The 26,695-nt window shown below is 40.4% G+C and carries 21 protein-coding genes; 16 read left to right on the top strand and 5 right to left on the bottom strand.

Annotated elements, in window-relative coordinates; all coding sequences use genetic code 11:
- Positions 1 to 102: 102 nt before the first annotated feature.
- The 3 genes from QPX86_RS12485 to QPX86_RS12475 all read left to right on the top strand — a co-directional run bounded on the left by QPX86_RS12485 (position 103) and on the right by QPX86_RS12475 (position 4,764).
- Positions 103 to 2,592: a VolA/Pla-1 family phospholipase gene (locus QPX86_RS12485; protein WP_220755355.1), complete on the top strand. Its 2,490-nt coding sequence runs from the start codon at positions 103 to 105 to the stop codon at positions 2,590 to 2,592.
- Positions 2,593 to 2,713: 121 nt separating this feature from the next.
- Positions 2,714 to 3,727 (top strand): protease SohB, encoded by a 1,014-nt coding sequence (gene sohB / locus QPX86_RS12480; protein WP_285162897.1) that lies wholly within the window; start codon positions 2,714 to 2,716, stop codon positions 3,725 to 3,727.
- Positions 3,728 to 3,735: 8 nt separating this feature from the next.
- On the top strand, positions 3,736 to 4,764 hold the full coding sequence (locus QPX86_RS12475) for a helix-turn-helix transcriptional regulator (protein ID WP_285162896.1): 1,029 nt from the start codon (positions 3,736 to 3,738) through the stop codon (positions 4,762 to 4,764).
- 44 nt (positions 4,765 to 4,808) lie between these two features.
- Here the strand turns inward: QPX86_RS12475 and QPX86_RS12470 are convergent, their stop codons facing one another.
- The 4 genes from QPX86_RS12470 to QPX86_RS12455 all read right to left on the bottom strand — a co-directional run bounded on the left by QPX86_RS12470 (position 4,809) and on the right by QPX86_RS12455 (position 11,069).
- Complete coding sequence (locus tag QPX86_RS12470; protein WP_326521675.1) at positions 4,809 to 6,134, bottom strand: SO2930 family diheme c-type cytochrome; 1,326 nt, start codon at positions 6,132 to 6,134, stop codon at positions 4,809 to 4,811.
- Between the two features lie 137 nt (positions 6,135 to 6,271).
- Positions 6,272 to 8,920, bottom strand: coding sequence for an SO2930 family diheme c-type cytochrome (locus tag QPX86_RS12465; RefSeq protein ID WP_285162895.1), 2,649 nt, complete (start codon positions 8,918 to 8,920; stop codon positions 6,272 to 6,274).
- A 291-nt stretch (positions 8,921 to 9,211) separates the two neighbouring features.
- On the bottom strand, positions 9,212 to 10,279 hold the full coding sequence (locus tag QPX86_RS12460; RefSeq protein WP_220755351.1) for a DUF3083 family protein: 1,068 nt from the start codon (positions 10,277 to 10,279) through the stop codon (positions 9,212 to 9,214).
- A gap of 208 nt (positions 10,280 to 10,487) precedes the next feature.
- The gene (locus QPX86_RS12455; RefSeq protein WP_220755670.1) at positions 10,488 to 11,069 is read right to left on the bottom strand and encodes an arylesterase; all 582 of its coding nucleotides are present in this window, start codon (positions 11,067 to 11,069) and stop codon (positions 10,488 to 10,490) included.
- A gap of 49 nt (positions 11,070 to 11,118) precedes the next feature.
- Here QPX86_RS12455 and QPX86_RS12450 point away from each other — a divergent pair, with 49 nt between their 5' ends.
- The 4 genes from QPX86_RS12450 to QPX86_RS12435 all read left to right on the top strand — a co-directional run bounded on the left by QPX86_RS12450 (position 11,119) and on the right by QPX86_RS12435 (position 15,806).
- Positions 11,119 to 11,856 carry an ABC transporter ATP-binding protein gene (locus QPX86_RS12450; RefSeq protein ID WP_285162891.1) on the top strand — a complete coding sequence of 246 codons (738 nt, stop codon included), beginning with the start codon at positions 11,119 to 11,121 and terminating at the stop codon, positions 11,854 to 11,856.
- Positions 11,856 to 14,339, top strand: a complete 2,484-nt coding sequence (locus QPX86_RS12445; protein WP_285162890.1) for an ABC transporter permease — start codon at positions 11,856 to 11,858, stop codon at positions 14,337 to 14,339. Before QPX86_RS12450 ends, QPX86_RS12445 begins: the two co-directional genes overlap by 1 nt.
- 41 nt (positions 14,340 to 14,380) lie before the next feature.
- Entirely contained in the window at positions 14,381 to 14,674 is a 294-nt protein-coding gene (locus tag QPX86_RS12440; RefSeq protein ID WP_220755667.1) for an antibiotic biosynthesis monooxygenase family protein, read from the top strand.
- Between the two features lie 253 nt (positions 14,675 to 14,927).
- Entirely contained in the window at positions 14,928 to 15,806 is an 879-nt protein-coding gene (locus tag QPX86_RS12435; RefSeq protein WP_285162888.1) for a LysR family transcriptional regulator, read from the top strand.
- 133 nt (positions 15,807 to 15,939) lie between these two features.
- Here the strand turns inward: QPX86_RS12435 and QPX86_RS12430 are convergent, their stop codons facing one another.
- Positions 15,940 to 16,839 carry a TIGR01777 family oxidoreductase gene (locus tag QPX86_RS12430; RefSeq protein WP_220755665.1) on the bottom strand — a complete coding sequence of 300 codons (900 nt, stop codon included), beginning with the start codon at positions 16,837 to 16,839 and terminating at the stop codon, positions 15,940 to 15,942.
- A 520-nt stretch (positions 16,840 to 17,359) separates the two neighbouring features.
- Between QPX86_RS12430 and QPX86_RS12425 the strand changes: the two genes are divergently transcribed.
- The 9 genes from QPX86_RS12425 to QPX86_RS12385 all read left to right on the top strand — a co-directional run bounded on the left by QPX86_RS12425 (position 17,360) and on the right by QPX86_RS12385 (position 26,639).
- A complete protein-coding gene (locus QPX86_RS12425) occupies positions 17,360 to 18,451 on the top strand; it encodes an AI-2E family transporter (RefSeq protein WP_285162882.1) in 1,092 nt (363 codons plus the stop codon).
- Positions 18,452 to 18,494: 43 nt separating this feature from the next.
- Positions 18,495 to 19,424, top strand: a complete 930-nt coding sequence (locus QPX86_RS12420; RefSeq protein WP_220754847.1) for a class I SAM-dependent methyltransferase — start codon at positions 18,495 to 18,497, stop codon at positions 19,422 to 19,424.
- 465 nt (positions 19,425 to 19,889) lie between these two features.
- Positions 19,890 to 20,048: a periplasmic nitrate reductase, NapE protein gene (locus tag QPX86_RS12415; protein WP_220754848.1), complete on the top strand. Its 159-nt coding sequence runs from the start codon at positions 19,890 to 19,892 to the stop codon at positions 20,046 to 20,048.
- Between the two features lie 40 nt (positions 20,049 to 20,088).
- Positions 20,089 to 20,349 carry a chaperone NapD gene (locus tag QPX86_RS12410; protein WP_220754849.1) on the top strand — a complete coding sequence of 87 codons (261 nt, stop codon included), beginning with the start codon at positions 20,089 to 20,091 and terminating at the stop codon, positions 20,347 to 20,349.
- 2 nt (positions 20,350 to 20,351) lie between these two features.
- Complete coding sequence (gene napA, locus QPX86_RS12405; protein WP_220754880.1) at positions 20,352 to 22,841, top strand: nitrate reductase catalytic subunit NapA; 2,490 nt, start codon at positions 20,352 to 20,354, stop codon at positions 22,839 to 22,841.
- An 11-nt stretch (positions 22,842 to 22,852) separates the two neighbouring features.
- The gene (locus tag QPX86_RS12400) at positions 22,853 to 23,323 is read left to right on the top strand and encodes a nitrate reductase cytochrome c-type subunit (protein WP_220754850.1); all 471 of its coding nucleotides are present in this window, start codon (positions 22,853 to 22,855) and stop codon (positions 23,321 to 23,323) included.
- 8 nt (positions 23,324 to 23,331) lie between these two features.
- Complete coding sequence (locus QPX86_RS12395; RefSeq protein WP_220754851.1) at positions 23,332 to 23,931, top strand: cytochrome c3 family protein; 600 nt, start codon at positions 23,332 to 23,334, stop codon at positions 23,929 to 23,931.
- A 172-nt stretch (positions 23,932 to 24,103) separates the two neighbouring features.
- Entirely contained in the window at positions 24,104 to 25,906 is a 1,803-nt protein-coding gene (locus QPX86_RS12390; protein ID WP_285162881.1) for an ABC transporter substrate-binding protein, read from the top strand.
- Positions 25,896 to 26,639, top strand: a complete 744-nt coding sequence (locus QPX86_RS12385) for a substrate-binding periplasmic protein (RefSeq protein ID WP_285162880.1) — start codon at positions 25,896 to 25,898, stop codon at positions 26,637 to 26,639. The genes QPX86_RS12390 and QPX86_RS12385 overlap by 11 nt, the downstream gene beginning before the upstream one ends.
- Positions 26,640 to 26,695: the final 56 nt, after the last annotated feature.

Genomic DNA, 26,695 nt, shown 5'->3' with positions numbered 1-26,695 from the left:
TGAGTTAAGGACAAAAATATGTCCTTATGGTCATGCGTTTACGCTATTGTGACCAATTTTTGGGGAAATTAAAATTATTACAACAAGATTTGGGGAAAAAAGATGAAAAGACTCATATTGGGTGTTGCTATTGCATCTGCTCTTGGGCTTAGCGGCTGTAGTGAAGATAGTACAAATGAAGCAAAAGATTCTGTGGAGCCACTCATTCCATTCTCTCAAGTGGTCTTCGACCCTGCTGCTGGTGATGTACCACTGCCAAATGACCTTTTATTTAACGGAACCACAGATGGTACGTTAGCTATACCGGGTGAAGATGGTGTTGACTATGTTGACCCTACATTAGCACTAGGCGCACTGGATGGTTGGTCAACTTCTTCGCCAATATCAATTACAGTTGATCTTGCTACTGATAATTCAGGCGAGATGCTAACGCTAGACGCCGCATCTGTTTTCCAAGCAGGCGCTGTGCGTTTATTTGAAGCAACAGTAGGCGGAGCGTTATCAACCGATCCAGAATGTAGTGATGAGTTATCGCTTTCAGCTTGTAAGATTGGCGAAGAACTTCAATTTGGGGTTGATTTCATCGCACAAGCTTCAGGTAATACCATTGCTGTCGTTCCACTAAAAGCATTGAAGCCGAATCAGTCATACATATACGCAACAACTAATCTGATTCAAGATTCTGCTGGTCGTGCCATTGAGCCTTCAAGCACTTATACTCTACTAAAATTAGATATTGATACTAAGCCACTTGAAACTGATGAGCAGCTTTTACTTCAAGGTTTAGTGAACAGCTATGAGAAAGGTATGGCTGCTGAACACGGTGTTGATGCTGAAACAGTTTCATACTCTGGTTTGTTTACCACTCAGTCTGTAGCTGATGTGTATGAAACAACGAAACTCTTGATGGCTTCAACTCCAGGATATACCCCTTCTTTTGTTCAAACTCCGATGCCGATGGATAATGGTTTTGGTGGTGTTGTCACTGTTGCTCAAGCTGCAGGTTTAACAGAAGCTGATGGTGTAGCTTATGTTGTTTCTGATATTGCTGAAATTTATACTGCCGTTGTTCGTTTACCGATATACGGTGATTGCTCTTCTTCAGCTTGTAATATCCCAATTGTTGATGGTGCCCCTACAGCACCAAATGGCCGCTGGTTTGCACTCGGTGATAGCCCTGTGTCAGTTTTACTGGCGCTTGAAGCAGGTACTATGAGTGTCGCTAACTTTAGCTCACAAGCTGTGGCGCAAGGTGTTGATCCAGCTGCTGCGTTGCAAAATCCTGCATTAATGGCGGGTAAAACTTGGTTATTAGATGATGGCACTGCTGCAGATCCCACCAAACATTTAACTAAGTTTAATCCTGTACCAGCTATTATGAATTATGAAGATGTTAATGTACAAATTACACTTCCTAATGCGACTAAATTAGCTGAGTTTCAAGCATCTCAAGGGTTAACTTTTACACCACCTACAAATGGTTGGCCAACAACAATGGCTCTGCACGGTTTAGGTGGCACTAAACAAATGGCACTTGCTTATGCAGGAACCTATGCCGCTTTAGGCGTAGCAACTATTGCAATTGATATGCCTTTGCATGGTGATCGTTCTTATGATGCAACAGGCAACGGCGTATATGATATTTCAGCTACAAGTGAGTTATTTGGCCCTGAATATGCCAATGGTAACCCATTAGTTTTTGTGAATGTGGCGAGTACACTGACTGTACGTGATAACTTCCGTCAAGCCACACTTGATCATCTAGGTTTACGTTTACTATTAACTGGCATGTACAGTGAAATTGCGCAGGCTGGTGGTCAACAAGTTTTTGATATCAGTAAAATCAGCGCTCAAGGCTTAAGTTTAGGTGGTATCGTTGGTACCACTTTATCAACTTATGCTTCAACAGGTTTAACTAATCCTGCTGATGGCACTGAATTGCCAAATGCATATGCTATTAATGCTGCATCGTTAGTTGCTCCAGCTGGTGGCTTAGCGGGTTCATTCGCCGGCTCTGCGACTTTTGGTCCAGTATTATTTGAGACTGTGACTGCAACTGCTGATTTCATTGCTTTGGTTGAGGAAGCAAACGTTGCAGGTTATGAGCCAGGTACGCCTGAGTATGCTGCGCTAGTTGAATCAGTTTATGCTGCATTTATTCCAACATTTGCATTTGCTGTGCAAACCGCAGTTGATTCAGCAGACCCAATTAACCATGCGGCGATGTTAGCTGACACCCAATTACCAGTGCATTTAATTGAAGTGGCGGGTGATGGCGCAGGTAATTTACCTGACCAAGTGCTGCCAAATCAGGTTGAAGGCTTTCCATTATCTGGTACTGAGCCGTTGATTGCTGGTTTAGGTTTAGGTTGTGTTAGCTCTAATAACGCGGGTTCTGGAGTGGTTAGATTTGCGAAAGGGCATCACAGTTCTATTGTTAGTCCTGATGAAATTGACGGTGTAACTGATGGCATGGCAGCTCGAGCCACAGTTGAAATGCAATCTCAAGTAGCCACATTTGCTAAAACAGCAGGCTTAGGCGCAGCAACGATTCTTGTTGATGATGAAGAAGTTATTGTGCCTTGTAGCTAATTAATGATGTTTAATTGTTAATTGACTAAAAACCCAGCAAATGCTGGGTTTTTTATTGTCTACAATGTTTAACTTCCTGCTAAGATAACCCGTAATAACGTATTTCTTTATGGAGTGTATTTTGGAGTTTTTATCTGAGTACGGCATGTTTCTAGCTAAAGCTGTCACTATTGTCGTCGCAATTCTTGCGGTAGTGATTGTTGTGCTTGCTAGCAGCATGAAACAAAAGACAGAGAAAGGTGAGCTTAAGCTAACTGATGTCACTGATGAGTTAAAACAGCTTGAGAAAGAGTTAAAAGAAGAGTTGCTCACCAAAAAACAATTTAAGGCTTACGAGAAGCAGTTAAAAGCCGATGTTAAAGCCGCTGAAAAAGAAGATACAGCGTCTTCTAAAGTATTTGTAATCGATTTTAAAGGCAGTATTGATGCGGGTGAAGTGGCTTCGCTACGTGAAGAGATTACGGCTATTTTGACTGTTGCTGATAAAGACGACCAAGTATTAGTCAATGTCGAAAGTGGCGGTGGTATGGTTCATGGTTATGGACTTGCATCAAGTCAGCTTGACCGTTTAAAGCAAGCGAATATTCCTTTGACTATCTGTATTGATAAAGTCGCTGCAAGTGGCGGTTATATGATGGCGTGTGTTGCGGACAAAGTTTACGCTGCACCTTTTGCCATTGTTGGATCAATTGGTGTTGTTGCTCAGCTACCTAACTTTAGCCGTTTGCTTAAAAAGCACGATATTGATTACGAGCAGCATACAGCTGGCGACTTTAAACGTACTTTAACCGTGTTCGGTGAAAATACCGATGAAGGTCGTGAAAAGTTTCAGGAAGAGCTTGAAGAAACACATGTATTGTTCAAAGAATTTGTTAGCAAATATCGCCCTGATATGGATATTGCTAAAGTCGCTACTGGTGAGCATTGGTATGGCCAACAAGCTATTGAACTAGGTTTGGTTGATGCTATTTCAACCAGTGATGATGTGATTTTAGGTTTGGCCAAAGAGCATCAAGTGATTAAAATTAAGTATCAAATGAAGAAAAAGTTAGCTGACAAAATTGCCCATGGTGCTTCGTTGTCTGTTGATGGTGTTTTAAATCGTTTGATGGAGCGTGAAAACGCAGTTAAATAAGGGTACCAATGCAGCAAGAGTCGGGTTATAAAGCGAATATGATGGTAGGGGATCAATGTTACCCTGCTTTTGAATTACGTAATTTACTCAATTTTATTGAAACTCACCTCGGTGAAACTGTTGCTGCAGATATCTACATTAAACTGGGCTTAGGACCATCAGAGCTTAACGCCATGAAGTTTGTATATGTATGGCAAGTTGAGTTTGCAATGGAGCAATTACGTTTACTGAGTCCAGATAAAGAAATTGGTGCCCGTCTAGGCACCAGTTATCAAGTTGAATCCCTCGATGTTCTTCTGCCTTTCTTTGATCAGTTTACTACCTTAGGTCAGTGCCTTAAATTTGTTATCCAAAATCCTGATTTAGCAGGTAGTTTTGCTGATACCTTAGTTCGGATTGAAGATGATAAATTGTGGGTTCGATGGCTTAATACTGGCAAAGTCTCAGCTGATAAGTTTTCTTTTCAGTTTCAGCACAGCGTGTGCGCTTTATTAGGGGCAGCAAGACAGTTAGTCGATACTCCGGTATTTATTGATCAAATTCATTTAGCTTTACCCTGCTGCAATACTGACTACTTAACCCAAGAAACCGGCGCGACAATCAAATTTGATTGTGACTTTTTTGAATGGGGGTTAAACATTGCAATATTAGATAAGCCCTTAGCTTATCAATTCAAGCAAGCCAATATTGAAAAAGTGGCTCCTGACAGTATTTCGTTTATTGATAAGGTACTGACAGCTATTCGCCACAGCATGCCAAACCCGCCTAAATTGGAACCGTTTGCTCTCTCGATACATATGAGTGAGCGAAGTTTTAGGCGTAAGCTCTCTGCGGCAGGGACGAGCTACCAAAAGTTAATCGACCAAGTACGTTGCCAAGCTGCTATCAATTTAATCTTGACCGATACAATGTCTATTGAAGACATTGCTGAAACTCTTGGTTATGGTGACGTGAGCCATTTCAGGCAAAGTTTTAAACATTGGCTAGGATATCCTCCGGGACACTTTCTGCGACTTAATCAATTGGCAAATCAATAGCCTAAATAGTCAGCCGATAAATACACCAAGCAATAGTCTAAGGACTATGACTGACATAGACCAATGGTCGGTGACATGCCATCAATCCAGCGCTCGACCAATTGAGTTCCTTCAGTATGAATAATCTCACGTCCGATTGGCGGCATCTTATCTTTTGGAGACGATAATATCTGTCGATAATGCATTATTGAGCGTTCAGCATTTCCAGGCACTATGTCATATGACAATCCATTAGGGCCACCATCCCATCCTGGAGGCTGTTTACAAACGCCGTATTCAAAGCTTGTGTGGTCAATAAAGTAGCTTAAACGTAAACCTGAAATACTCGCAAAACCTTGTTCATTATGACAATGAGCGCAATTTATATCTAAATACCCCTTGGCTCGATTAGTTAAACTCGCTTCATTATTTTCAAGTGCATAGGATTTATCTACGCTGCTTAAATCCGGCAGTAACGTGAGCATATTTTCATCTGCCCAAAAAGTGAGTTGGTTAGTTTTGCTACCATGACTTAGGGTTATGTCTCGATTCAATAAGTGCGCTTTTACACCTATGGGGTTAATACGGCTGATATCATTTTCAGTAATTTGATGACATATTTTGCACTCAACTTTGCTAGGAATATGGTAATCGAAAGTGATGGATTCACCTTGATTATTCAGTGTATGAGTTACATCCGCTCCCGCTATAATGAGTGATGCGTTTTCTTGTTGCCATTGGTACGTTAATGCCGTCCAGCCAGCTTCACGATGGATCATCAGCCGTGTTTCAATCAACTTTTCGTTATTTGCATCACTCAGTTGAGTATCAAATGGTAGCGCAAAGGTTTTAACTAAAACACTGCCGACAGGCAGGGTAAATACTTGCTGTGCTTCAAACGTCATTGATTGATTATCAGGTAGAAAAACAAATCGATATTTACTGGCATAATTTGAGAAGAGTTCAGTAGATAGTTGATAGTTGATGCCTGGTGTCGTTGGTGAATGAGTCGGCATACTTGGTTCGATAAATAAGCCGTAATCGCTTAAGTTAGGACAGTCCTTAGACATTAAAGCTGTCCAATTCACTTCTGAATTCGTTTGCTGACAAACATCATCTGAGGTATCAGGTTGCTCTGGTGTCGTGGGTGTTGTAGGCGTAGCAGGAACTTCAGGGCTTGAACTATCACTTTTAGCACTATCACTGTCAGAACCGCCACATGCCATTAATATGGAAGTTAGAGAAATGATTAATAGGCTCTTTTTCCATACACTCTTTGTCCATAAAATCTTATCCAAACTTCTTTGATTTAAAGCTCTTCTGTTCAATACCTTCTGATTCAATAGAGTCTGCTTCAAAAAACTGGCTTTGGTATGGAAGAGATAAGACATTGACGATCTCCTGTTTTCATTTTGATAAACAACAAAAAGAACAAAGAAAAAATTAAGAATAATAAAATTGGGTAAGTTTCTTGGCTAAGAAAAGTATAAGAGGATGAACCTAAGTCCATCCTCTTATTACAGGCGAATTAAGAACAAGACGCCGCTGGCAATCGCTTAATCCATTCGCTGATTAATGCAACACCTTCATCATGAGATAGGCTGCGACCAATTTCAGGCATCCTATCACCTGGATCGTTGCTTTCCATACGGAAATGTAAAATTGATTCCTCAGGGTTACCTGGTACAACATCATAACCTAAGGTGCCACCACCATAAGCCACAGGTGACTTACACGTACCATGAGAAAAACCAGCATCTTCATCATAACTGCGCCAATACTCAAGCTTTAAACCTGTATTGGATGCATTGCCTTCAGGGCGATGACAATGGGCACAGTTAATATCTAAATAACCTTTAGCCGCAGCCATTAACTCAGTATCTGACATTGAAGCAATATTCGCTTCATCACCATCTTGATACTCAGACACCATGTCAACATCGGACAACGTTGGTAAGCCTTGCAAAATACCTGCAGCTTGCCATTTGGTTAACTGATTCATACTGCCGTCAATGTAGGCATACTCACGGTTTAAATGTCGAGCTTTTGGACCAATAGGCATAAACACTGCGTTACTATCTGCATCAGCTTTGAACTGATGACATTGCTTACATTGATTCATGCTTGGAACAACATAATCAAAACTGAGCATTTCACCTTTATGAGTGACTTGCTTACCTTGAATCGCCCCAGCTTTTGCTAGTACAGCATCGGATTTATCCGCTTTCCATACATAAGGCAGTGCGCTCCAACCTGTTTCACGGTGGATTAATAGTCGAGTCTCAATTAAATCTTCATTTGCGAAACCGCGTGCGTTAGTATCTTCTGGTAGTGCAAATGTTTTACTGATGACTGTGCCGACAGGGAAATCAAATGATTCATTTTCATTGTAATCGGCTTTAGTGCCATCAGGTAAATACACAAAACGATATTTAGTGGCGTGGTCGGTAAATAATGGTGTATTGAGATCGTAGGGCAGGCCATTAGAGTTTGGCGCTGCAGTTGGATTTGTCATATCAGCAAACAGGTTATAGTCAGACAGGTTAGGGCAGTTTGCTTTTAATAACGCATCCCAGCTGACATTATCTCCAGTAGCTTCACATAAACTTAAATCCCCATCACCTTCAAGGCCACCTTCACCCTCGCCAATCGAACCGCCACCACCAATTAAGGTGCCGCCATCACAACCTTCTGTTTCATCATCTACACCACAGCCGAATATTTCATCGCCAAAGGTGACGGTATGAACTGGTAAGCTGACTTGTGAACAAGCTAAAAGATCTTCTTGAGGAGCTTGTAACATTGCTTCAGGTAGATTTTGATCTGTATTTGAATTCGCATATAAACGACCAACACTGACATCGCCATTGTTGATGATACAAGTGTTATCACTGCCGTCTTCTGCGAATGGTAATTCTTGTAAACCGAGATAAGCCGCAGTGCCATTATTAGATAATGCTTCACCTAAACCATCGTAAATAACACCTGGCATTTTCCCATGAGTGAGTACGTAAGCTTTAATAATGTCATCAATCAAATGTCCATTTGGTTTTTGGCCGTAATCAGTAATATTATTGTCATGTACATGAATATTTCTTGGGGTTGCACGCCAGCCATCACTAATGGCTTGTCCAGGTTGGGCATAATTAGCGACAAACGTACTTATATCTCTTTCTGCCACAAAAAAACTCGTTACGGCAACTGCTAAGCTGTCATGGTCACTAATGTCATTGTTGAATACTTCTACATCATCCGTAGAAAGAATAATGACCCCCGTCCCAGGAGGCACAATGTGCACACCACCAGGGTTTGATGAAGCATTGGCGAAGTTTTTAGTGTTGTTATTGTGAATTTTATTATTAAACACACGAACACTTGAACCATATCTTTGGTTATTGATGGGTAAATCAAATACTAATACGCCGCCTGTATTACCTACAGCTTCATTGTCATAAACATCAGCATATTTAGAGTTTTCGATTTCGATACCTGCGACGTTCTCTTTGGCAATATTACGACGCACAACAATATATTGTGATTGGCCTACATAAATACCGGCGTCTGCACTACCGCGTACATAGGTATCTTCAATTAAGATATTTTCACATTCAACAGGGTAAAGACCGTAAGCTCCATTATCTTTATCGAGTTCACCATCCCAAATGGTTGCCAATCTTCTTAAGATAATACCGTTAGTATTTTTGAGCTTGATCCCGTTATTTTTGGCTTCATTAACCGACAGATCTTGAATGATTATATTGACCGCATTTTGCACAAAAATACCGTCACCAGAGTTTGCTTCAGAGAAATCGAGTACGGTTTCATCTTGCCCGTAACCCATAATGGTTACGTTTTTAGAAAACACACCATCACCGTCCACATCACCATCAAACAGTAATGTGGATTCTATTTTAAAATTACCTTTTGGTAGAACGATGACATCATTACTTTGAGCATTGATTAAAGCTTCTTGAATACTCATGGTGAGATTTTCACCTGCTTCAACCATGATGGCACCTTCAGGAAAGGTAGGGCCGGTTTCTGCTGGTGGCTGAACTACGGGTGGGGTTTCGGTTATGGTTGCGTCGTCATCATCTGAACCACAACCGCTTAAACTCATTGTGACAGCTGTCGCTACAAGGGTAGGTACCAGCCAAGGCATTTTCTTGTTGAACATAGCATCTCCTGCTTATTATTATTTCATGCCTACTCCGCTAGGTTCCGCCAGTGGAGTGGATACGATTTAATTCGTATGTTGTCCAACATGCCTTGTTTGACAATTGTTAATCAATGTGAGATCCGGCCACATTTATATAACATATGCTTTGAGGTTATATGTTAGCTAAATCAAAATAGTGGATATTTAAGATGCTTTTATTGATTGCTAGAGTCGTTGCTGAGGTGAGGCGCAGAAATAGAAAAACGACAGCAAGTGCTGTCGTTTTTTAATTTTGAGTAGCATTTAGCGTTACGCTTTATAACTCAAATGCTGATGGAAGCGCACGATCACATCGATATGTTCTTTATCGATATCAAATTGATTAGTAAATTGGCGAATAGCATCATCAACTTGGCTCATAAAGCGTCCATAACTTTCATCATGTTGATCTGCTTTAGATGCAACGATAACAAAACGAATCGCTTCAGCGAGCTTGGTGTCATCCCAATGAAAAATGGGTGCAGGGGCTTTATCACTAGGGTCGAAACCGACCATTTGAAACTCAGCAGTGCTATCGAGTTGTTCGTATTTACTGTTACGAACTAAGGGTACTTTGCCGTTAGCAATCATTGCAACTCGATTTAGCTTATTGGCTGCAGTTGCTTTAACAAAGTGATCTGCCACTCTTTGGTACTTTTCACCAAAGCTAGTGGCGTTTTCAGCAGCGAGTTGTTGTTTAATACGTCGACCCATTGGTAAGCTAACTGTCACATAATTTAGCGCACTAACCGATTCCGGCAGATCACACTCACGGCGTTTGTAACGGCTGTCTACAGCGCGAAGTTTATAACCATAAGTCTCTTTGAGGCCTTTTGCTTTGGCAAAAAAGTCGTAAGAAATATGCTGATGGTCTCGAACTTTAGTTGGGATATCACTAATCGGTAATAGCGGCTTAATTTCAGCTAAAAAGCTTTGAATCTTTGCATGGAACTCAGCAGAGTGACTACGAAGCTCTGTACCAGTGGCAAGGAAAACCACTTTTAATTTTTTCGCTCGGTAACCTGCAAGCGCGTGAAGGCGATTGGCTTCATGATGAGCAGGGTTATAAAAGAAACGAAGCTGTTCTTCTGTGGTGAGGCAATATGCTTCATTGTGGTAACGAACCATGGGCAGCTTGTCGTTGGCAATAACATGAACGTTAAAAAGTTCATGTTTATCAGCAATTTTGTAAACCAGTTTACTGAACTCTTGGTAACAATTATCCAAATCACTGTATGACGCTAATAACTCATCAGTTAACGTGAATCCAACGGTGATGTACTGGTTTTTACGTGTTGCTGTTGGTAAATAAGCTTTCTTTTGACGACTGACGGACATAATTTTTCCTTTTAGCCATAGGGTTTTACCAATTATTTGTGCATGAAAGCTATTTTATGAAATGCGCTTTCGTAAATTGCTTTAATAAAACGTCACAAAAATTGGTACTTTTTGCGTTTGTAAAAAATCCATTTGGGAACAGTTTAATTGGTAAAGCTTAAAATAAAATTACTTTTTACTCTTTTTTAATGAATTTTTTTAACCTTGGTTACTTTTTCAAAGCATTCATGATCCAGGGCTGCATCCATTGCGTAATTTTAGGTTGAGCCTCTTGATTTGGATGGATGCCATCACGCTGCATTAAGTCAGAATTCGCTGCGATATCCATCATGAAAAAAGGTGCCAATGGAATGTCAAAATCATCAGCTAGGTCATGATAAACATCATTGAACATTTTAGTGTATCTTGGACCGTAATTAGGTGGCACCATAATTTCAGTGAGCAGGACATTTGCCCCACTGTCTTGTGACAAGTTAATGATTTTTGTAAGATTTGATTTCAGTTGATTTGGTGGAAATCCACGTAATCCATCATTACCACCTAGTTCAACAACAACGAGATCAATCTCGCTGGAAGTCAGTAAACTCGGGAGTCTGCGTAAACCACCAGCGGTGGTTTCGCCACTAACAGAGCCGTTGATAATGTCATGTTCAGGGTATTGGTCTCGTAACAATTGTACCCAACCTTGCTCTTCCGACATGCCATATCCCGCACTTAGACTATCACCTAAGATCAAAATCGTGGCAGCATAGCTAGATGTTGAAATGAACATTGTTGAAACAACAAACATAACCGCCGCAGTAAGCAGGCGTTTAGCCGGTAAAAATAAGAAGGATCGTATGTCGACTAATTTTGCAAATAATTCAAGTGCCATTAACGTTACTAACCTCAATAAAACTGTGGTGACCCAAGAGGGAGAGCTTACTATCCTCAATGGCATTAATATGGATGTCAAGCAGGGAGACAGTGTTGCGATCCTTGGTCCATCAGGATCTGGCAAGTCTACGTTACTGGGTTTGCTCGCAGCGCTTGATACACCGACATCAGGTGAGATATTACTTGATGGGCAAGCGCTGTCAGGTCTCAATGAAGAACAAAAAGCGGCACTGAGAAAACAAAAAGTCAGCTTTATTTTTCAGTCTTTTATGCTGGTCGATACATTAACCGCGCTTGAAAACGTAATGTTACCTGCTGAACTTGCTGGAGTACAAAATGCCCGTGAGAAAGCTGAAAACATGCTGGAACGTGTTGGCTTATCTCATCGTTTAACCCATCTACCTAAACAGTTATCCGGTGGCGAGCAACAACGTGTAGCCATTGCTCGAGCATTTATTTGTGAACCCAAGGTATTATTTGCTGATGAACCCACAGGAAATCTCGATAGTGCCAACGGTGATAAAATTGCCGATATGTTGTTTGCTCTAAACCAAGAAAGCGATACCACATTGGTATTAGTGACACATGATTTAGAGCTGGCTAAGCGATGCCAAAGGCAGTTAGTGATGGAGAATGGTCACTTATCAGAGACTATAGCAACAATTAATGAAGAACAAAGCGCTTCAGAGGAGGCGTGCTAATGGAGTTACAATTAGCTTGGCGTTTATTTAAACGTGAACTGATGCAAGGACAGTTATTATTAATTGTATTGGCGATAACGTTAGCAGTGTTATCAGTGAGTGGACTTGCACGTGTCAGCGAGCGCTTACAAGTGGCTATTAATGGCGAAGCGGCCAGTTTTATTGCTGCCGATCGCATTATTGACTCACCGGTTCCACTTGATGAGCAAGTGCTCACATTAGCAGAATCACTTGATATCTTGCATGTCAGTAACATGAATTTCAATTCGATGGTTTATTCGGGTGATAAGTTTCAGTTGGTGACAATAAAGGCTGTTGGTGATGGTTATCCGCTTCGAGGTGATATTGAGCTGTCATCAGGAATTACACAAGCATTACCTAAAACGGGAGAAGCTTGGTATGAAAACAGATTGGGTGGTTTACTGGGTTATCCAGCCACATTGGAACTCGGCAATACTGAGCTGAATTTATCTGCAGAAATTAGTCGCTTACCAGATGCTGGTTTTAACCCTTTTGCTTCATCTCCTGTGCTATTAATGCGTTTAGATGACGTTGCAGCAACTGGGATTATCCAACCTGGTAGTCGCGTAAGCTATGTGTATCAATTTGCCGGTGAAGCCCAATCTTTAACTGAATTTGAAACAAAAGCAAAGCCATTACTGAATAACAGCCAGCGCTGGACTGATGTGCAATCTGGTGACTCACCAATCGCTTCAGCAGTGCAGCGCGCAGAACGTTTTTTGTTACTCGCGAGTTTGTTAGGTATTGCATTAGCTTGTGCTGCTATTGGTATTGCGGCGCAGCGCTATTGTCAAAGACACTATGATGTTGTGGCGATGCTTAAAACATTTGGTGCATCTTCTAAGCAAATTCGAACCTTGTTTGGTATCCATTTAATGTTGGTGACGCTTGTTGGTATTGTGTTGGGTTTATTAGGTGGCTTATTACTCGATTTAGGCATTAACCAATTTTTGCCTGCAGAAATTGCGGCCTATTCACCACCATATTCAAGGCCTTTAGTGCTCGGTGTCAGTACTGGCTTAATCAGTGCTTTCATGTTTTCTGCTTATCCATTAATGCGCTTATTGGCGATTCCACCTTTAAGAGTACTGCAAAGGCAGCTTGAAGGTTTACAGTTTGGCATGTGGCTACATTTGTTACTCAGCCTAGGTGCTATGGCGTTATTAGGATATTTGTATTCTCGCAGTATTGCACTAACCATGACAGTTGTACTTGCAGTGTTATTGCTGGGTGTGTTGCTGAGTATTTTAGGCTTTGCAATGATCCGTTTAGGTCATAGTGTTGGCATGAAAACGACTAATCCTTTCCAATTAGCATTGGCAGGTCTTCGCAGACGCGCAAGACAAAATGCAGTGCAGTTAGTCGGTTTTAGTAGTGCGCTTGTGTTGTTATTAACTATATTGGCACTAAGACAAGATTTGCTCAATGAATGGCAAAAGCAATTACCTGAAGATGCACCTAACTATTTCTTGGTAAATATTGCTCCTGAAGATACTAAACCACTGGATGATTTTCTAGATCGCAATAAGATTATCGCGACCGACATTTATCCAGTGATCCGTGGCCGTTTAACGCATATTAACGATGAAGAATTAATTTCGCGTCAAGAGGAGAAAGACGGCGCCGAAGGGCGAGTGGGTATTTCACGAGAGTTAAACTTAACTTACCGAGAAACATTGCCACCTAATAATGAAATTACCGCTGGCACATTTAACCAAGCTGATGACGAAGTCTCCGTAGAAGCCGAAGTTGCTGAGCGCCTTGGATTGTCTTTAAACGACACGATGACTTTTAGCATAGATAATCAGAGCTTTAGCGTAAAAGTTACCAGTTTTAGACAGGTTCAGTGGGAAACGCTTCAGCCAAACTTCTTCATGATATTTAAGCCCAAAGCACTTGAGCCGTTTTCCTATACTTCCATGGCAAGCTTTCACCTCAATGATGAAGACTTAAAAGCCAATGGCAGTGACTTAACAGCAAACGCTGTGGTGTTGCAATTAATCCAACAGTTTCCAACAATTTCTGTGATTGATGTTGGTGCCATGGTGGGGCAGTTACGACAAATTATTGAGCAAGTATCATTGTCGTTATCGCTGGTTTTGGCTTTGGTATTATTGGCAAGTGCATTAGTACTGATAGCACAAACAGAAGCGGGGATGGCGACAAGGCAGCGTGAGCTCGCCGTGTTGCGAACCTTTGGTGCATCTGGTTGGCTACTTCGCTCAGCGACAGGTCTTGAGTTTGCTTTGCTTGGCGCTATTGCCGGTATTCTTGCGGTCATTGTGGCTGAATTTGCGTTATATATGCTTAAAACTCAAGTATTTGAATTAGTGGTTTATATGCATTGGCCTTGGTGGGGCATTGCACCGCTGGCAGGTGCTGCTGTGGTAGCCTTCTTAGGAATGTGGCGCTGTCGTCAATTACTGAATCAGTCTTGTAGTGATTTATTAAAAGCGGGTTAATATCCCTTGCACTAAATAGGCTAGTTTAAAAGGAGTTAGACATGTTCGCCGTTATTTTCAAAGCGAAAGTCGGCAACCAAGATCAACACTATGTTGATACGGTTGCCATAATGCGCGATTTGGCATTTGAGCAGTATAGGTGTGTCGACTTTTTTGCTGTTGCTGAGGGTGATCAAGAAATAGCTATCTCTTACTGGCATTGTGAAGAGGATATTAAACGTTGGCATCAAGACGCTAAACATGCCGTGGCACAGAAGCTTGGTCAAGACAAATGGTATAGCTCTTATACTGTGGAAGTGGTTGAGATAAAAAGGCAATACAGCTTCGGCGAGTAGTTATTATGGTTTAGAACTACAGTTTTTAATTTGCTTTTTTGCTACATTGTTAGTGACATAGAAAACTAACCTAATGCTTTAAAGTGCTTATTTAAATAACTTGAACGATTGAAATGCCGTTAAGCCTGCTTAGCGGCATTTTTGTGTAAAAGACCAAGAAAATTTATTTTAAGTTATTATGGACTCTTATTTTAATAATTTATTGTTATAGTAGGGGCAAGTCGAATAATTTTAAATGCCGAGTAACGCTTTCATGATAAATCAGAAGTGGTTAACCACCTTTTTAAAGCTTGCCGAAATAGGCCATTTTACCCAAACAGCAGAACAATTGTTTATGACACAGCCCGGTGTGAGCCAGCATGTTCAAAAATTAGAGCAGCAGCTTAACGTACAGCTTATTCAGCGATTTGGAAAACGATTTGAGCTAACAGATGCTGGTATGCAACTGCAGCAATATGGAGAGCAGTTACTTAAGCAGCAGGAACAATTGCTCAGCGATATTCAGCTAGATTCTCCTTACGCGGGCGATTGTCGTTTTGCCTGCTCTGGTTCACTGGCGATGTGGCTATACCCGCACTTCATCGATTATCAAATCCAACATCCGCAATTGTCGGTATCTGTGGAGGCCGCGCCAAATAAACGCATTATTGAGCAAGTAATAAGCAATGATATTGATATCGGTATTGTGACCCAATTTGTGTCAAACCCGGAACTTGAAGTAAATCCTATTGGTGATGACAACTTATGCTTGATAGTACCTGCCAAATTCCAGGGTAAGGGTATGAGTTTTAAGCAATTAACGTCGCTTGGGTTGATTTCTCATCCCGATGCAATGCATTACCTGCAGCAATTAATCAGCAGCAATTATAGCGATGAACAGGCGAGTGCCATCCCTACCGCAAGTTATGTGAATCAGTTGAATCAAATCTTATTACCAGTGGCCAAGGGGCTCGGTTTTACTGTATTACCAGAGTTCGCGGTAAACTGTTTTAACAGGCCTGAACTGATTTCTGTAGCCAATTTACAACACCAAGTAAAAGAACCTCTATATATGATCCGCAAGAAGTTTCGTCCACTTCCCAAGCGATACGATTGGTTTATTGAAACAATAACGACTCTAGTAAATCAATAATCAAACTCGAATAAATTTTATTTCAATTAGTAAAGCTCTAACTCAGGATAAACTCGATAAGAAAAGCGAGAGAGACTCATGAGTATTTACGATCATGAGTCTTTGAATTGTTTGATGGCTATTGAGCTGCTCATTAAGCTTTGAGAATAGAATCCAGCGCAGGGTTAATCTCTGGGTATTTGAAATTAAAGCCTGAGGCTAGGGCACGTTTAGGCAATACAAATTGGCCTTCTACAATCAAATCCGCCATCTCACCCATCGCAAGTTTTAGCGCTATTACTGGCGTTGGAATACATGCAGGGCGGTTTAAGCTTGAGCCAATCGATTCAGCAAATCGTTTATGATTAACTGGGTTTGGGGCGGTAGCATTAAATACTCCTTGTGCATTGTTTGTAATCATTAAATGCTCAATTAAATGAGTTAAATCGTCGATATGTATCCAACTGACACCGTGTAAACCCTTACCTATAGGTCCACCAAGGCCGAGTTTGAAAGGAGGTAACATCTTAGCCAGTGCTCCCCCATTTTTTCCTAACACAATACCAATTCTTAGTACGCAAACACGCGTGGTTTCTGATTGCGCTTTAAGAGCAAGGTGCTCCCATTCACTGCATACTTGATGGCTGAATTCATTATGGGCTTGGCTGTCTTCATCAACGGGAGTACTTCCTTGGCGGCCATAATATCCAATTGCAGATGCACTAATAAAACTCGTTGGTGGTGTGTCGCTTTGTTTAATCAACTGAGTCAACATTGCAGTGATATCCCAGCGACTATCGCAAATACGCTGTTTTTGTTGATTGCTCCATCGTTTACCGACAATAGGTTCACCGGCAAGATTAATAACAGTGTCAAAATCATTTAAGTTTTCTAATTTACTCAGGTTATCAACATAACGATGATTTGAGCCCAAGACTTGGGTCGCATGAGAGACATTTCGGGTAACAATGGTAAGTTGATGAGATTGTTGGCTTAGCAATGCGACTAATTGCTGCCCAACAAATCCTGTTGCGCCAGTCATTATTATATTCATATTCTCACCATATTGTGGGGGGCATTTTGTGTCAATCAGTCTGTAAAATGATTTAGGTAATCGGTTAAAAACCATTACGATCCATAACGAACCTAAGATCAACTTAAATCAATGAGGAAATGCTCTATTTTTCACTAGGGCATTACTGTTACTCAGTTTACTAATTTGAACTTACTTTAGTTAAGTTATTCGTTATGATCTTTCACAGTAAGCTTATTTAGCTTAGATTCAGCATCCACTTGCTAAAGTTACGCTAATATTTAATTAAATAGACTTAATATAGCCATTCATACTCAATTGATTAGGAGTATACTGCGTAAGTTATTCTTATTGTGCTAGTTTAAGCATGGGTTAAATACACAATTTATTAGGTTTGTAATCAATAACGGTGAAAGTGAACTTCTCAAGGGGAATAATCCTGAAGTTGAAAAAGCAGTAAGCAAAACATCAATAACTTAAACGCTTAAATAAAAAGTAACTATGTATCCGAAAATTTTAGTAACAACAAAGGGATTTAAATATGAGTGGTGGTAATTCATCATCGATGGCGTTACGTGGTTTTGCCATTATGGCGTGTTTGGTTGTGATATTAGCGGGAATAAAAACAGCCAGCCCCATCGTCGTACCATTTGTATTGTCAGCATTCTTGGCCGTAGTGTGTAATCCTGCTATTCAGTTTATGACCCGCTATAGAGTACCTAAATGGTTATCGGTTATATTATTGATGTTGTTTATTGTCATGATGGGACTTTGGTTAGCTAGTCTTGTTGGTAGTTCTATTAATGAGTTCTCGCAACAAATGCCATTTTATCGTCAACAGTTAATTGAACAGTTTTCCTGGATACTTGAAAAGCTCAATGGTTTGAATATCAATATTTCAAAAGATAAAGTCCTCGAGTATTTTGACCCTGGAATGGCATTAAGTATGACGACAAATATGCTGTCAGGATTAGGTAATGTGATGGCCAATTTGTTTTTAATCATTTTGACCATTATTTTCATGTTATTTGAAGCGCAATCCTTACCTAAAAAGTTTCATTTAGCGCTTGATGATCCAGACATGCGTTTAAAGCAAATTGATAAATTTTTGCACTCAGTAAACCAGTATATGGTGATTAAAACATTGGTCAGTATCGGAACGGCCATTATCATTGGTGTTGGTTTATCGATTATTGGAGTTGATTACGCTTTGCTTTGGGCTGTTATTGCTTTTTTGTTTAACTATATTCCAAATATTGGTTCTATCATTGCGGCTATCCCGGCAGTCTTATTAGCGTTTATTCAAATGGGGCCAGGGGCTGCTGGTTTTACTGCACTTTTATATCTTGGTACGAATACAGTAATGGGCAATGCCGTGGAACCACGGTTTATGGGCCGAGGTTTGGGGTTATCAACACTAGTAGTGTTTTTGTCATTAATCTTTTGGGGCTGGTTATTGGGTTCGGTCGGTATGCTGTTATCTGTTCCATTAACCATGATTGTTAAAATTGCACTTGAGTCTAGCGAGGGCGGAAAATGGTTTGCCATTTTATTATCAGACGAAATCCCTGATGAGCCGGACAAATCTCAACAGCCAGATGCCGAAGAAACAACTAACGTTGATAAAGCATAAATTTTCTTTAATAGCTTATTTATAAAATTGTGAATGTAAAAACATGAATTTAGTGTGTGAAGATTTTCCACTTGGGCAAGCTCTTGCTCAAGTTCAATTAACTGATGAACTTTGCCGTGTATTTCACGGCAGAGGTGGTCGATTTGAAGGTTTTGAACACCTTTGTTTAGATTGGTTTAAGCCTGTGTTGCTATTAACCAGTTTTAAAGAGCTATCAGAAGCTGAGCGTTTTACTTTGACTGACGCAATAGCCGAAGTATGGCAACAAAGCCACAGCGAATTGAGTTTTAATCTTGTATTTCAATATCGAAATGCTGGTAAAACAGTCACTGAAATAGTGTCCGGTGCAGTGCCTGAAAAACATATCATCACAGAAAATGGTGCCGATTTTTTAGTACACCTTTTACGTGGTCAAAATCATGGTATTTTTTTGGACATGGCAAACGGTCGTCGATGGGTTAAAGACCATGCAAAGGATAAAAAAGTACTCAATCTTTTTGCATATACTTGTGCTTTTTCAGTTGTCGGTTTGCAAGGCGGTGCGACTGAAGTCGTTAATATGGATATGAGTAAAGGCGCGCTGAGTATTGGTAAACAAAATCACCTTTTGAATGGGTTTGAATCAGGAGCACGTTTTCTTGGTCATGACATATTCAGGTCGTGGGGTAAGCTTACAAAATTAGGCCCTTATGATTTAATTGTTGCCGATCCACCAAGTAATCAAAAAGGCAGTTTTGTGGCAACTAAAGACTACGTAAGACTTTTACGTAGACTACCAGAACTGTTAGCTGAGCAAGGAGAAGTGTTGCTGTGTTTGAATGCGCCAGAGTTAGGATGTGATTTTTTAATGGAACAGGTCACTGAAACTGCGCCAAATATTGAGTTTGTTGAACGTATTGAAAACCCGCCTGTATTTGCAGATGTCGACGAGCAAAAGTCATTAAAAGTATTGCGATATAGAGTAAGACGCTAAACTGAAGCTCTTCCAGTCAATATCATTTATTTAGCACAATTGAATATCAATTCAATTGTGCTTTTTTGTTTGTTTATGAAAATAATCAAAATTGTATTCAGTTTCGTGTGGAGAGACTTTAAAAGTTTTCGTGTTTTGCCTATTTAATAATCGCAAATGAATGATTAACAAGTTGATAACTTTTGACTAAGCGGCTATATATACTTAGGTATTAGAAACGATTTTCAATTGTATTCATTTTGTAAGTCATTTTCTTGTCACTATAGAGTTGGATTAGTTAAGTCAAATATAAATCCATACAGAGCAATTGTTTAGTTTATTTTTATGATCTAGATCAACAAATATTCGCTTTACCAATTTGTGAGTATATAGTTTAGTCTTTGATTAAAGATAAAATTCTCGCAATTCTTAGTAGGTAACAACTAAGTTACATTACTTTCTTTATAACCCTCTGCAGGAGGCTCCATGAGTACAGATCTGCAACGTGAAAAAAGCCTAGAATTTAAAATTTTTATATTCTTAACGGTTTTTTTAGCACCAATCTTATCAGCACTGTTAGTCAGTGCACTTGGTTTTACCATTTGGTTCAGTCAAATCCTTTCAGGCCCACCCGGTGCGGGTTAGTTTAATCTAACAAAAATAAATAATAGAGAAGTAAGTGTCGATGAGCAAAAAAGAAATCCATGTAACTAGCCTAATTGTTCAAGTTCAACCAGAACAAATGGCTGAAGTTCGTCAGAAGATTATGGCGATGAAAAATGCTGAATTATCAGTGAATAATGAAATGAAAATTGTAGTGGTGATTGAAGGGCCAACACAGCGCTCTTTAATGGATGACATCTCTACCATTAATGCAATCCCAGGTGTGTTAACTGCCACTATGGTTTATCACCAAAGCGAAGAGCTAGAAGAGGGTGAAGAATGAGTATGAACAGACGTGAGTTTATGAAAGCCAATGCTGCTATGGCAGCAGCTGGTGTTGCTGGTATGGCTTTACCCGCATCAGCGAGTAACCTGATCACTAGCTCGGAGCAAACAAAATTAGAGTGGAATAAAGCACCATGTCGTTTTTGCGGTACTGGTTGTTCAGTCATCGTCGCTACGAGAGACGGTAAAGTGGTTGCTACTCACGGTGATGCTAAAAGTGAAGTTAACCGTGGTTTAAACTGTGTTAAAGGCTATTTCTTATCAAAAATCATGTATGGACGCGATCGTCTTCAAACTCCAATGTTAAGAATGACCGACGGTAAATACGACAAGAATGGTGAATTCACTCCTGTTAGCTGGGATATGGCATTTGATACCATGGCTGAAAAATGGAAGAAAACCATCAAAGCTAAAGGTCCAACGGCTGTTGGTATGTTTGGCTCAGGTCAGTGGACAGTTTGGGAAGGTTACGCTGCAGTTAAACTGATGAAAGCGGGTTTTGGTTCAAACAATATTGACCCTAACGCTCGTCATTGCATGGCTTCGGCAGTAGGTGGCTTCATGCGTACCTTTGGTATAGATGAACCAATGGGCTGTTACGATGATATGGAAGCGGCTGATGCTTTTGTATTGTGGGGCTCAAATATGGCAGAAATGCATCCTATTCTTTGGACTCGTGTGACTGACCGACGCTTAAGTGCTCCTCATGTAAAAGTGGCGGTATTGTCGACGTTCCAACATCGCTCATTTGATTTAGCCGATTTGCCGATTGTATTTACGCCACAAACAGATTTAGCAATGTTGAATTTTATTGCTAACTACATAATTCAAAATGACAAAGTCGATAAAGACTTTATCAGTAAACATGTTAATTTCCGTAAAGGTGAAACTGACATTGGTTATGGTTTACGCGCATCACATCCATTGCAGAAAAAAGCAAAAAATGTCGGTACTGCTGGTGATTCAACCCCAATTGATTTTGAAGAGTTCAAAAAGTTTGTTGCTGATTATGATGTTGAAAGCGTTAGCAAGCTGTCAGGTGTTCCTGAACATAAATTAATAGAACTGGCTGAGTTATATGCTGACCCTAAAAAGAAAGTTACTTCTTTCTGGACTATGGGCTTCAATCAACATACTCGCGGTGTATGGTGTAACAACCTAATTTATAACATTCATTTACTAGTGGGTAAGATTTCGACTCCGGGTAACAGTCCATTCTCGTTAACGGGTCAACCGTCTGCGTGTGGTACCGCTCGTGAAGTGGGGACTTTCTCGCATCGTCTACCTGCAGATATGGTGGTCACCAACCCTAAGCATCGTAAACTTGCCGAAGATATTTGGAATATTCCAAGTGGTATTATTCCGCCTAAACCTGGCTACCATGCTGTTGAGCAAAACCGTCGCCTTAAAGATGGTGATTTGAATTGTTATTGGGTTCAAGTTAACAACAACATGCAAGCTGCGGCTAACATGAACGAAGAAGGTTTACCGGGCTACCGTAATCCTGACAATTTCATCGTTGTTTCTGATGCCTATCCAACAGTTACTACTCAAGCAGGTGATTTGATTTTACCTTCAGCAATGTGGGTAGAAAAAGAAGGCGCATATGGTAATGCAGAGCGTCGTACTCAGTTTTGGCATCAAATGGTACAAGCACCTGGAGAGTCAATGTCAGACTTATGGCAGTTGATGGAATTCTCAAAACGCTTTACTACTGACGAAGTTTGGTCAAAAGACGTCCTTGATGCTAATCCGCAATTCAAAGGTAAAACATTATTTGAAGTGCTTTACCAAAACGGTAACGTTGAGAAGTTCCCATTAAGTGATGCCGACCCTAAGTTTATGAATAATGAAGCGAAGCATTTTGGTTTCTATGTTCAAAAAGGTTTATTTGAAGAGTACGCTCAATTTGGCCGTGGTCATGGTCATGATTTAGCTGATTTTGATGTGTACCATACTGAGCATGGTTTGCGTTGGCCTGTGGTTGACGGTAAAGAGACTAAATGGCGTTACCGTGAAGGATCAGATCCTTATGTGAAAGCGGGTAAAGGCTTTGAGTTTTACGGTAAACCAGACGGTAAAGCGATTATTTTCGCCTTGCCATATGAGCCAGCACCTGAGGTGCCAGATGAAGAGTTTGATATTTGGCTATCAACAGGCCGTGTTTTAGAGCATTGGCATTCTGGTTCGATGACGCAACGTGTACCAGAGCTTTACAAAGCCTTCCCAGATGCAGTGTGTTTCATGCACCCTGATGACGCTAAAAAGCGTGGACTACGCCGTGGTGATGAAGTGAAAGTTATTTCTCGTCGTGGTGAAATTAAAACCCGCGTTGAAACGAGAGGGCGTAATAAGCCACCAATTGGATTGGTTTTCGTACCATGGTTTGATGCTAGCCAGCTGATTAATAAGGTCACACTTGATGCGACAGATCCTTTGTCAAAACAAACTGACTTTAAAAAGTGTGCGGTTAAGATTGTCAAAGCCTAAGGAGAACGACCATGAAAGCACGTAAAATTTTATCAATGATTGCGTTATTGGGCTTCTCTTTTAGTTTGATGGCTGCAACTGTACCTGAAGACAAAGTGGCGACATTACGTTTAGCCCCTATTGAAGTCGAACCAACGCCACCAGTAATGCAGAAGGTAATTAACTCTGATGTAAAACAAGTGCGTAACTACCCAATGCAACCGCCGATTATTCCGCACAAAATTGACGGATATCAAGTTGATTTGAAAGTGAATAAATGTATGCAATGTCATGCTCGTAACAGTACAGGACATTCACAAGCACCTATGGTGAGTGTGACACATTACATGGATAGAGATAATAACTTCTTGGCTTCATTATCACCACGTCGTTATTACTGTACTCAATGCCATGTAGCTCAGTTGGATGCTAAGTTACTCGTTGAAAATGATTTTGTGGATGTTAAAGAACTCATGAAAGAATCTTCTAAAGCTGAGCACTAGGAGCGGGTATGATTGGAAAATTAATAGAAAATCTGAAGCTAATTTGGAAAGTACTAAACCGTCCAAGTATCCACTACAGTCTTGGTTTTCTTACTCTAGGTGGCTTTGTTGCTGGTGTGATTTTCTGGGGTGGCTTTAACACTGCCCTAGAAGTGACGAACCAAGAACAGTTTTGTATTGGTTGCCACGAGATGGAAAACAATGTTTATGAAGAGTTGAAAACAACGATTCATTTTACTAACCGCAGTGGTGTTCGAGCAACGTGTCCTGATTGTCACGTCCCGCATAATTGGACTGATAAGATTGCCCGTAAAATGCAGGCTTCGAAAGAAGTATGGGGCAAAGTATTTGGTACGATTAACACTCGTGAAAAATTTGAAGCTAAGCGTCGTCACTTAGCTGAAAATGAATGGAATAGGCTTAAAGCAAATGACTCGTTAGAGTGCCGTAACTGTCATAACTTCGATTATATGGATTTCACTCGCCAGTCTAAGCGTGCATCACAAATGCATTCAACATCTTTAGCAAGTGGTGAAAAAACCTGTATTGATTGTCATAAAGGTATTGCACATGAATTACCTGATATGGCTGGAGTGGAAGGTTTCTAATACTCCCACTGTGATAAAGTCGCAAAGATTTTAGTCAGTATGTATCATAAAAGGTCAGCGTATGCTGGCCTTTTTGTCACTAATGAGGCTATATTAAAATAGACGAATTTTACAGCAGTTATAGAGACTTAATTTGGCTAATATGTTTTAAACGAACACTGAAGCAGGATGCATGCAGAAATTCAATTCAATATATAATGACGTTAAAACATTACTCAAGCCCAGACTAGCTTTGCAGTTCTTGGCTATGATGTCTTTTAGCTTTGCGTTGCCTATTGACGTTGCTTCGAGCGAGATTTCGTTAATCACTCACCAAGATAAACAACCATCCACTGTCGAATCTAAAGATTCCAATGAGCTATTAATAAAATGGTTAGACTCTGAGTTTCAACCTTCAACGTTATCAATTCCCCAGCAATTAGAAGAGCTAAGTTGGTTTCAGAATAAATCACAACCTTTTAAAGGCATGACCATTAGAGTTGTTTCTGAGCGAATAAATACCCACCAATATGAAGCCAATATTTTAGCTAAAGCTTTTTACGAAATAACCGGAATTCATGTCATTCATGAGTTAACTAACGAAGACGATGTGATTAAAAAGTTTTCCGCTCAAATTATGACAGGCCAACGTCTTTATGATGCCTATATTAGTGATAGCGATCTTATTGGTAGCCATTTTAGACAACAGCATGTGATTTCGATAACTGATCTGATAAATAATCAAGCAAAAGCCTATACGCTGCCATCACTCGATTTAAATGATTTCGTTGGCCTTGCTTTTACTACCGGCCCAGATGGAAAAATATATCAATTACCCGATCAACAATTCGCTAATTTGTACTGGTATCGGAGTGATTGGTTTGCCAAACCGGAGTATCAAAAGTTGTTCGAAGCCAAGTATGGATATCCATTAGGAGTTCCGCAGAATTGGCAAGCCTATGAAGATATTGCGGAGTTTTTTACTGCTGATATTAACGAGATAGATGGTATTAAAATATATGGACATATGGATTACGCCAAATCAGACCCTTCACTAGGTTGGCGAATCTCTGATGCGTGGTTATCAATGGCTGGTGTTGGTGATAAAGGGCTGCCTAATGGCTTGCCAGTTGATGAATGGGGTATTCGTGTTGAGGACTGTCATCCTGTGGGGGCAAGTGTTGAGCGAGGGGGGGCGTTAAATAGTCCTGCTGCGATATACGCCATAGAAAAGTATAAAGAGTGGCTAGTTAAATATGCGCCACCAGAAGCGCAGCAGTTAACCTTCTCAGAATCTGGAGATTGGGCAGCCAAAGGCAATATCGCCCAACAAATATTTTGGTATACCGCATTTGTGCCTGACTTTACAAAACAAGGCTTAGCTGTGATGAATCAAGATGGTACGCCGAAATGGCGAGTCGCTCCATCTCCTATCGGCAAATATTGGCAAAAAGGCATGAAGTCAGGATACCAAGATACAGGTGCTTGGACTTTCTTGAGTCACACGCCAGAAAGCCATCAAATTGCTGCTTGGTTGTACGCTCAATTTGTTGTTTCAAAGACGGTCTCATTAAAGAAAACACTCGTTGGTTCAACGCCTATTCGTCAATCGGATATAGATTCTGATTACATGACAGAAAGAGCACCTTATTTAGGTGGTCTAGTTGAGTTTTATCGAAGTCATGCGAGAAATATTTGGACGCCTACTGGAACCAATGTGCCTGATTATCAAGGGATGGCGGGTTATTGGTGGCAAGCTATAAGCCTCATTATTGAAGGGAAACTATCTGTACCGGAAGGATTGAATACGCTAGCAGAGCAGATTGATAATCATTTACTTGAATTACAGGAGCAAAATTTAACTTGTGGGCCAAAAGTGAATAAAAAGGTTAACCCCTCGGTTTGGTTGAATAAACCTGGTGCCCCAAAAGCGATGATGCCAAATGAAGTTAAAGGCAAAACGTTACCTTTTGAGGAGGCAATCAATGCTTGGTAATAAACAGGTTTATTCTTGGTTTTGCGGTTGCTTTATAATTATGAATGTTTTTTTATCTCAAATGGTTTTTGCTTCCGAAATTACTGTTTACACCTATCAGCACGTTCCGTTTGCAGAACAAACGGACACTACACATCAAGGATTGATAATTGATATTATCGACGAGATGTTTTCGCGAGCTGAAATCGAATATAAGGTGGTTTTTAATCCATTAAAACGTGGATTGACGATGACAAAAAGAAGCCATAATGTGTGTGTGTTACCTATTGTGCGCACCCAACAAAAAGAAAGTGATTATCGCTGGGTTGGGCCTGTTTTGATCTCGCGCTACGGTTTATTCAGTTCAAAGAGTCAAGCAATCCCTTTAGTGACGCTTCAAGATGCTAAGCCATTATCTATTGGTACTTATTTAGGCAGTGGGATCAGTGAATATCTGACATCATTTCGGTATCAAGTTCAGGTTACCAATGATGATGCATTAAATATCAAAAAGCTTGAAAGGAATCGCATCGACCTTTGGGCTGCTGAGTTGATTAGTGCCCAAGCCTTAATGAGACAATCTAAAATTCAATTGGGGGAGCCAGAACTCATTTTTCATACCTCTTTACGGGCGATGGCGTGCAATGAAACTTTGGATAAAGATAAACATGATGCATTAGTGAATGCATTAAACACCATGTACCAAGATGGGTTTATGGCTAAACTTAATCGTGAGTATGGTGTTTTGTTGTAATACTTCAATTTATGATGAATATGAATCTAATACTTTCATGCTACATGGAAGCTTGT

The organism is Shewanella goraebulensis (genome assembly GCF_030252245.1).
In the GTDB taxonomy this organism is placed as follows: domain Bacteria; phylum Pseudomonadota; class Gammaproteobacteria; order Enterobacterales; family Shewanellaceae; genus Shewanella; species Shewanella goraebulensis.
Note: the sequence above shows the minus strand (reverse complement) of the source record. Positions and strands in the feature narration are given on the sequence as shown.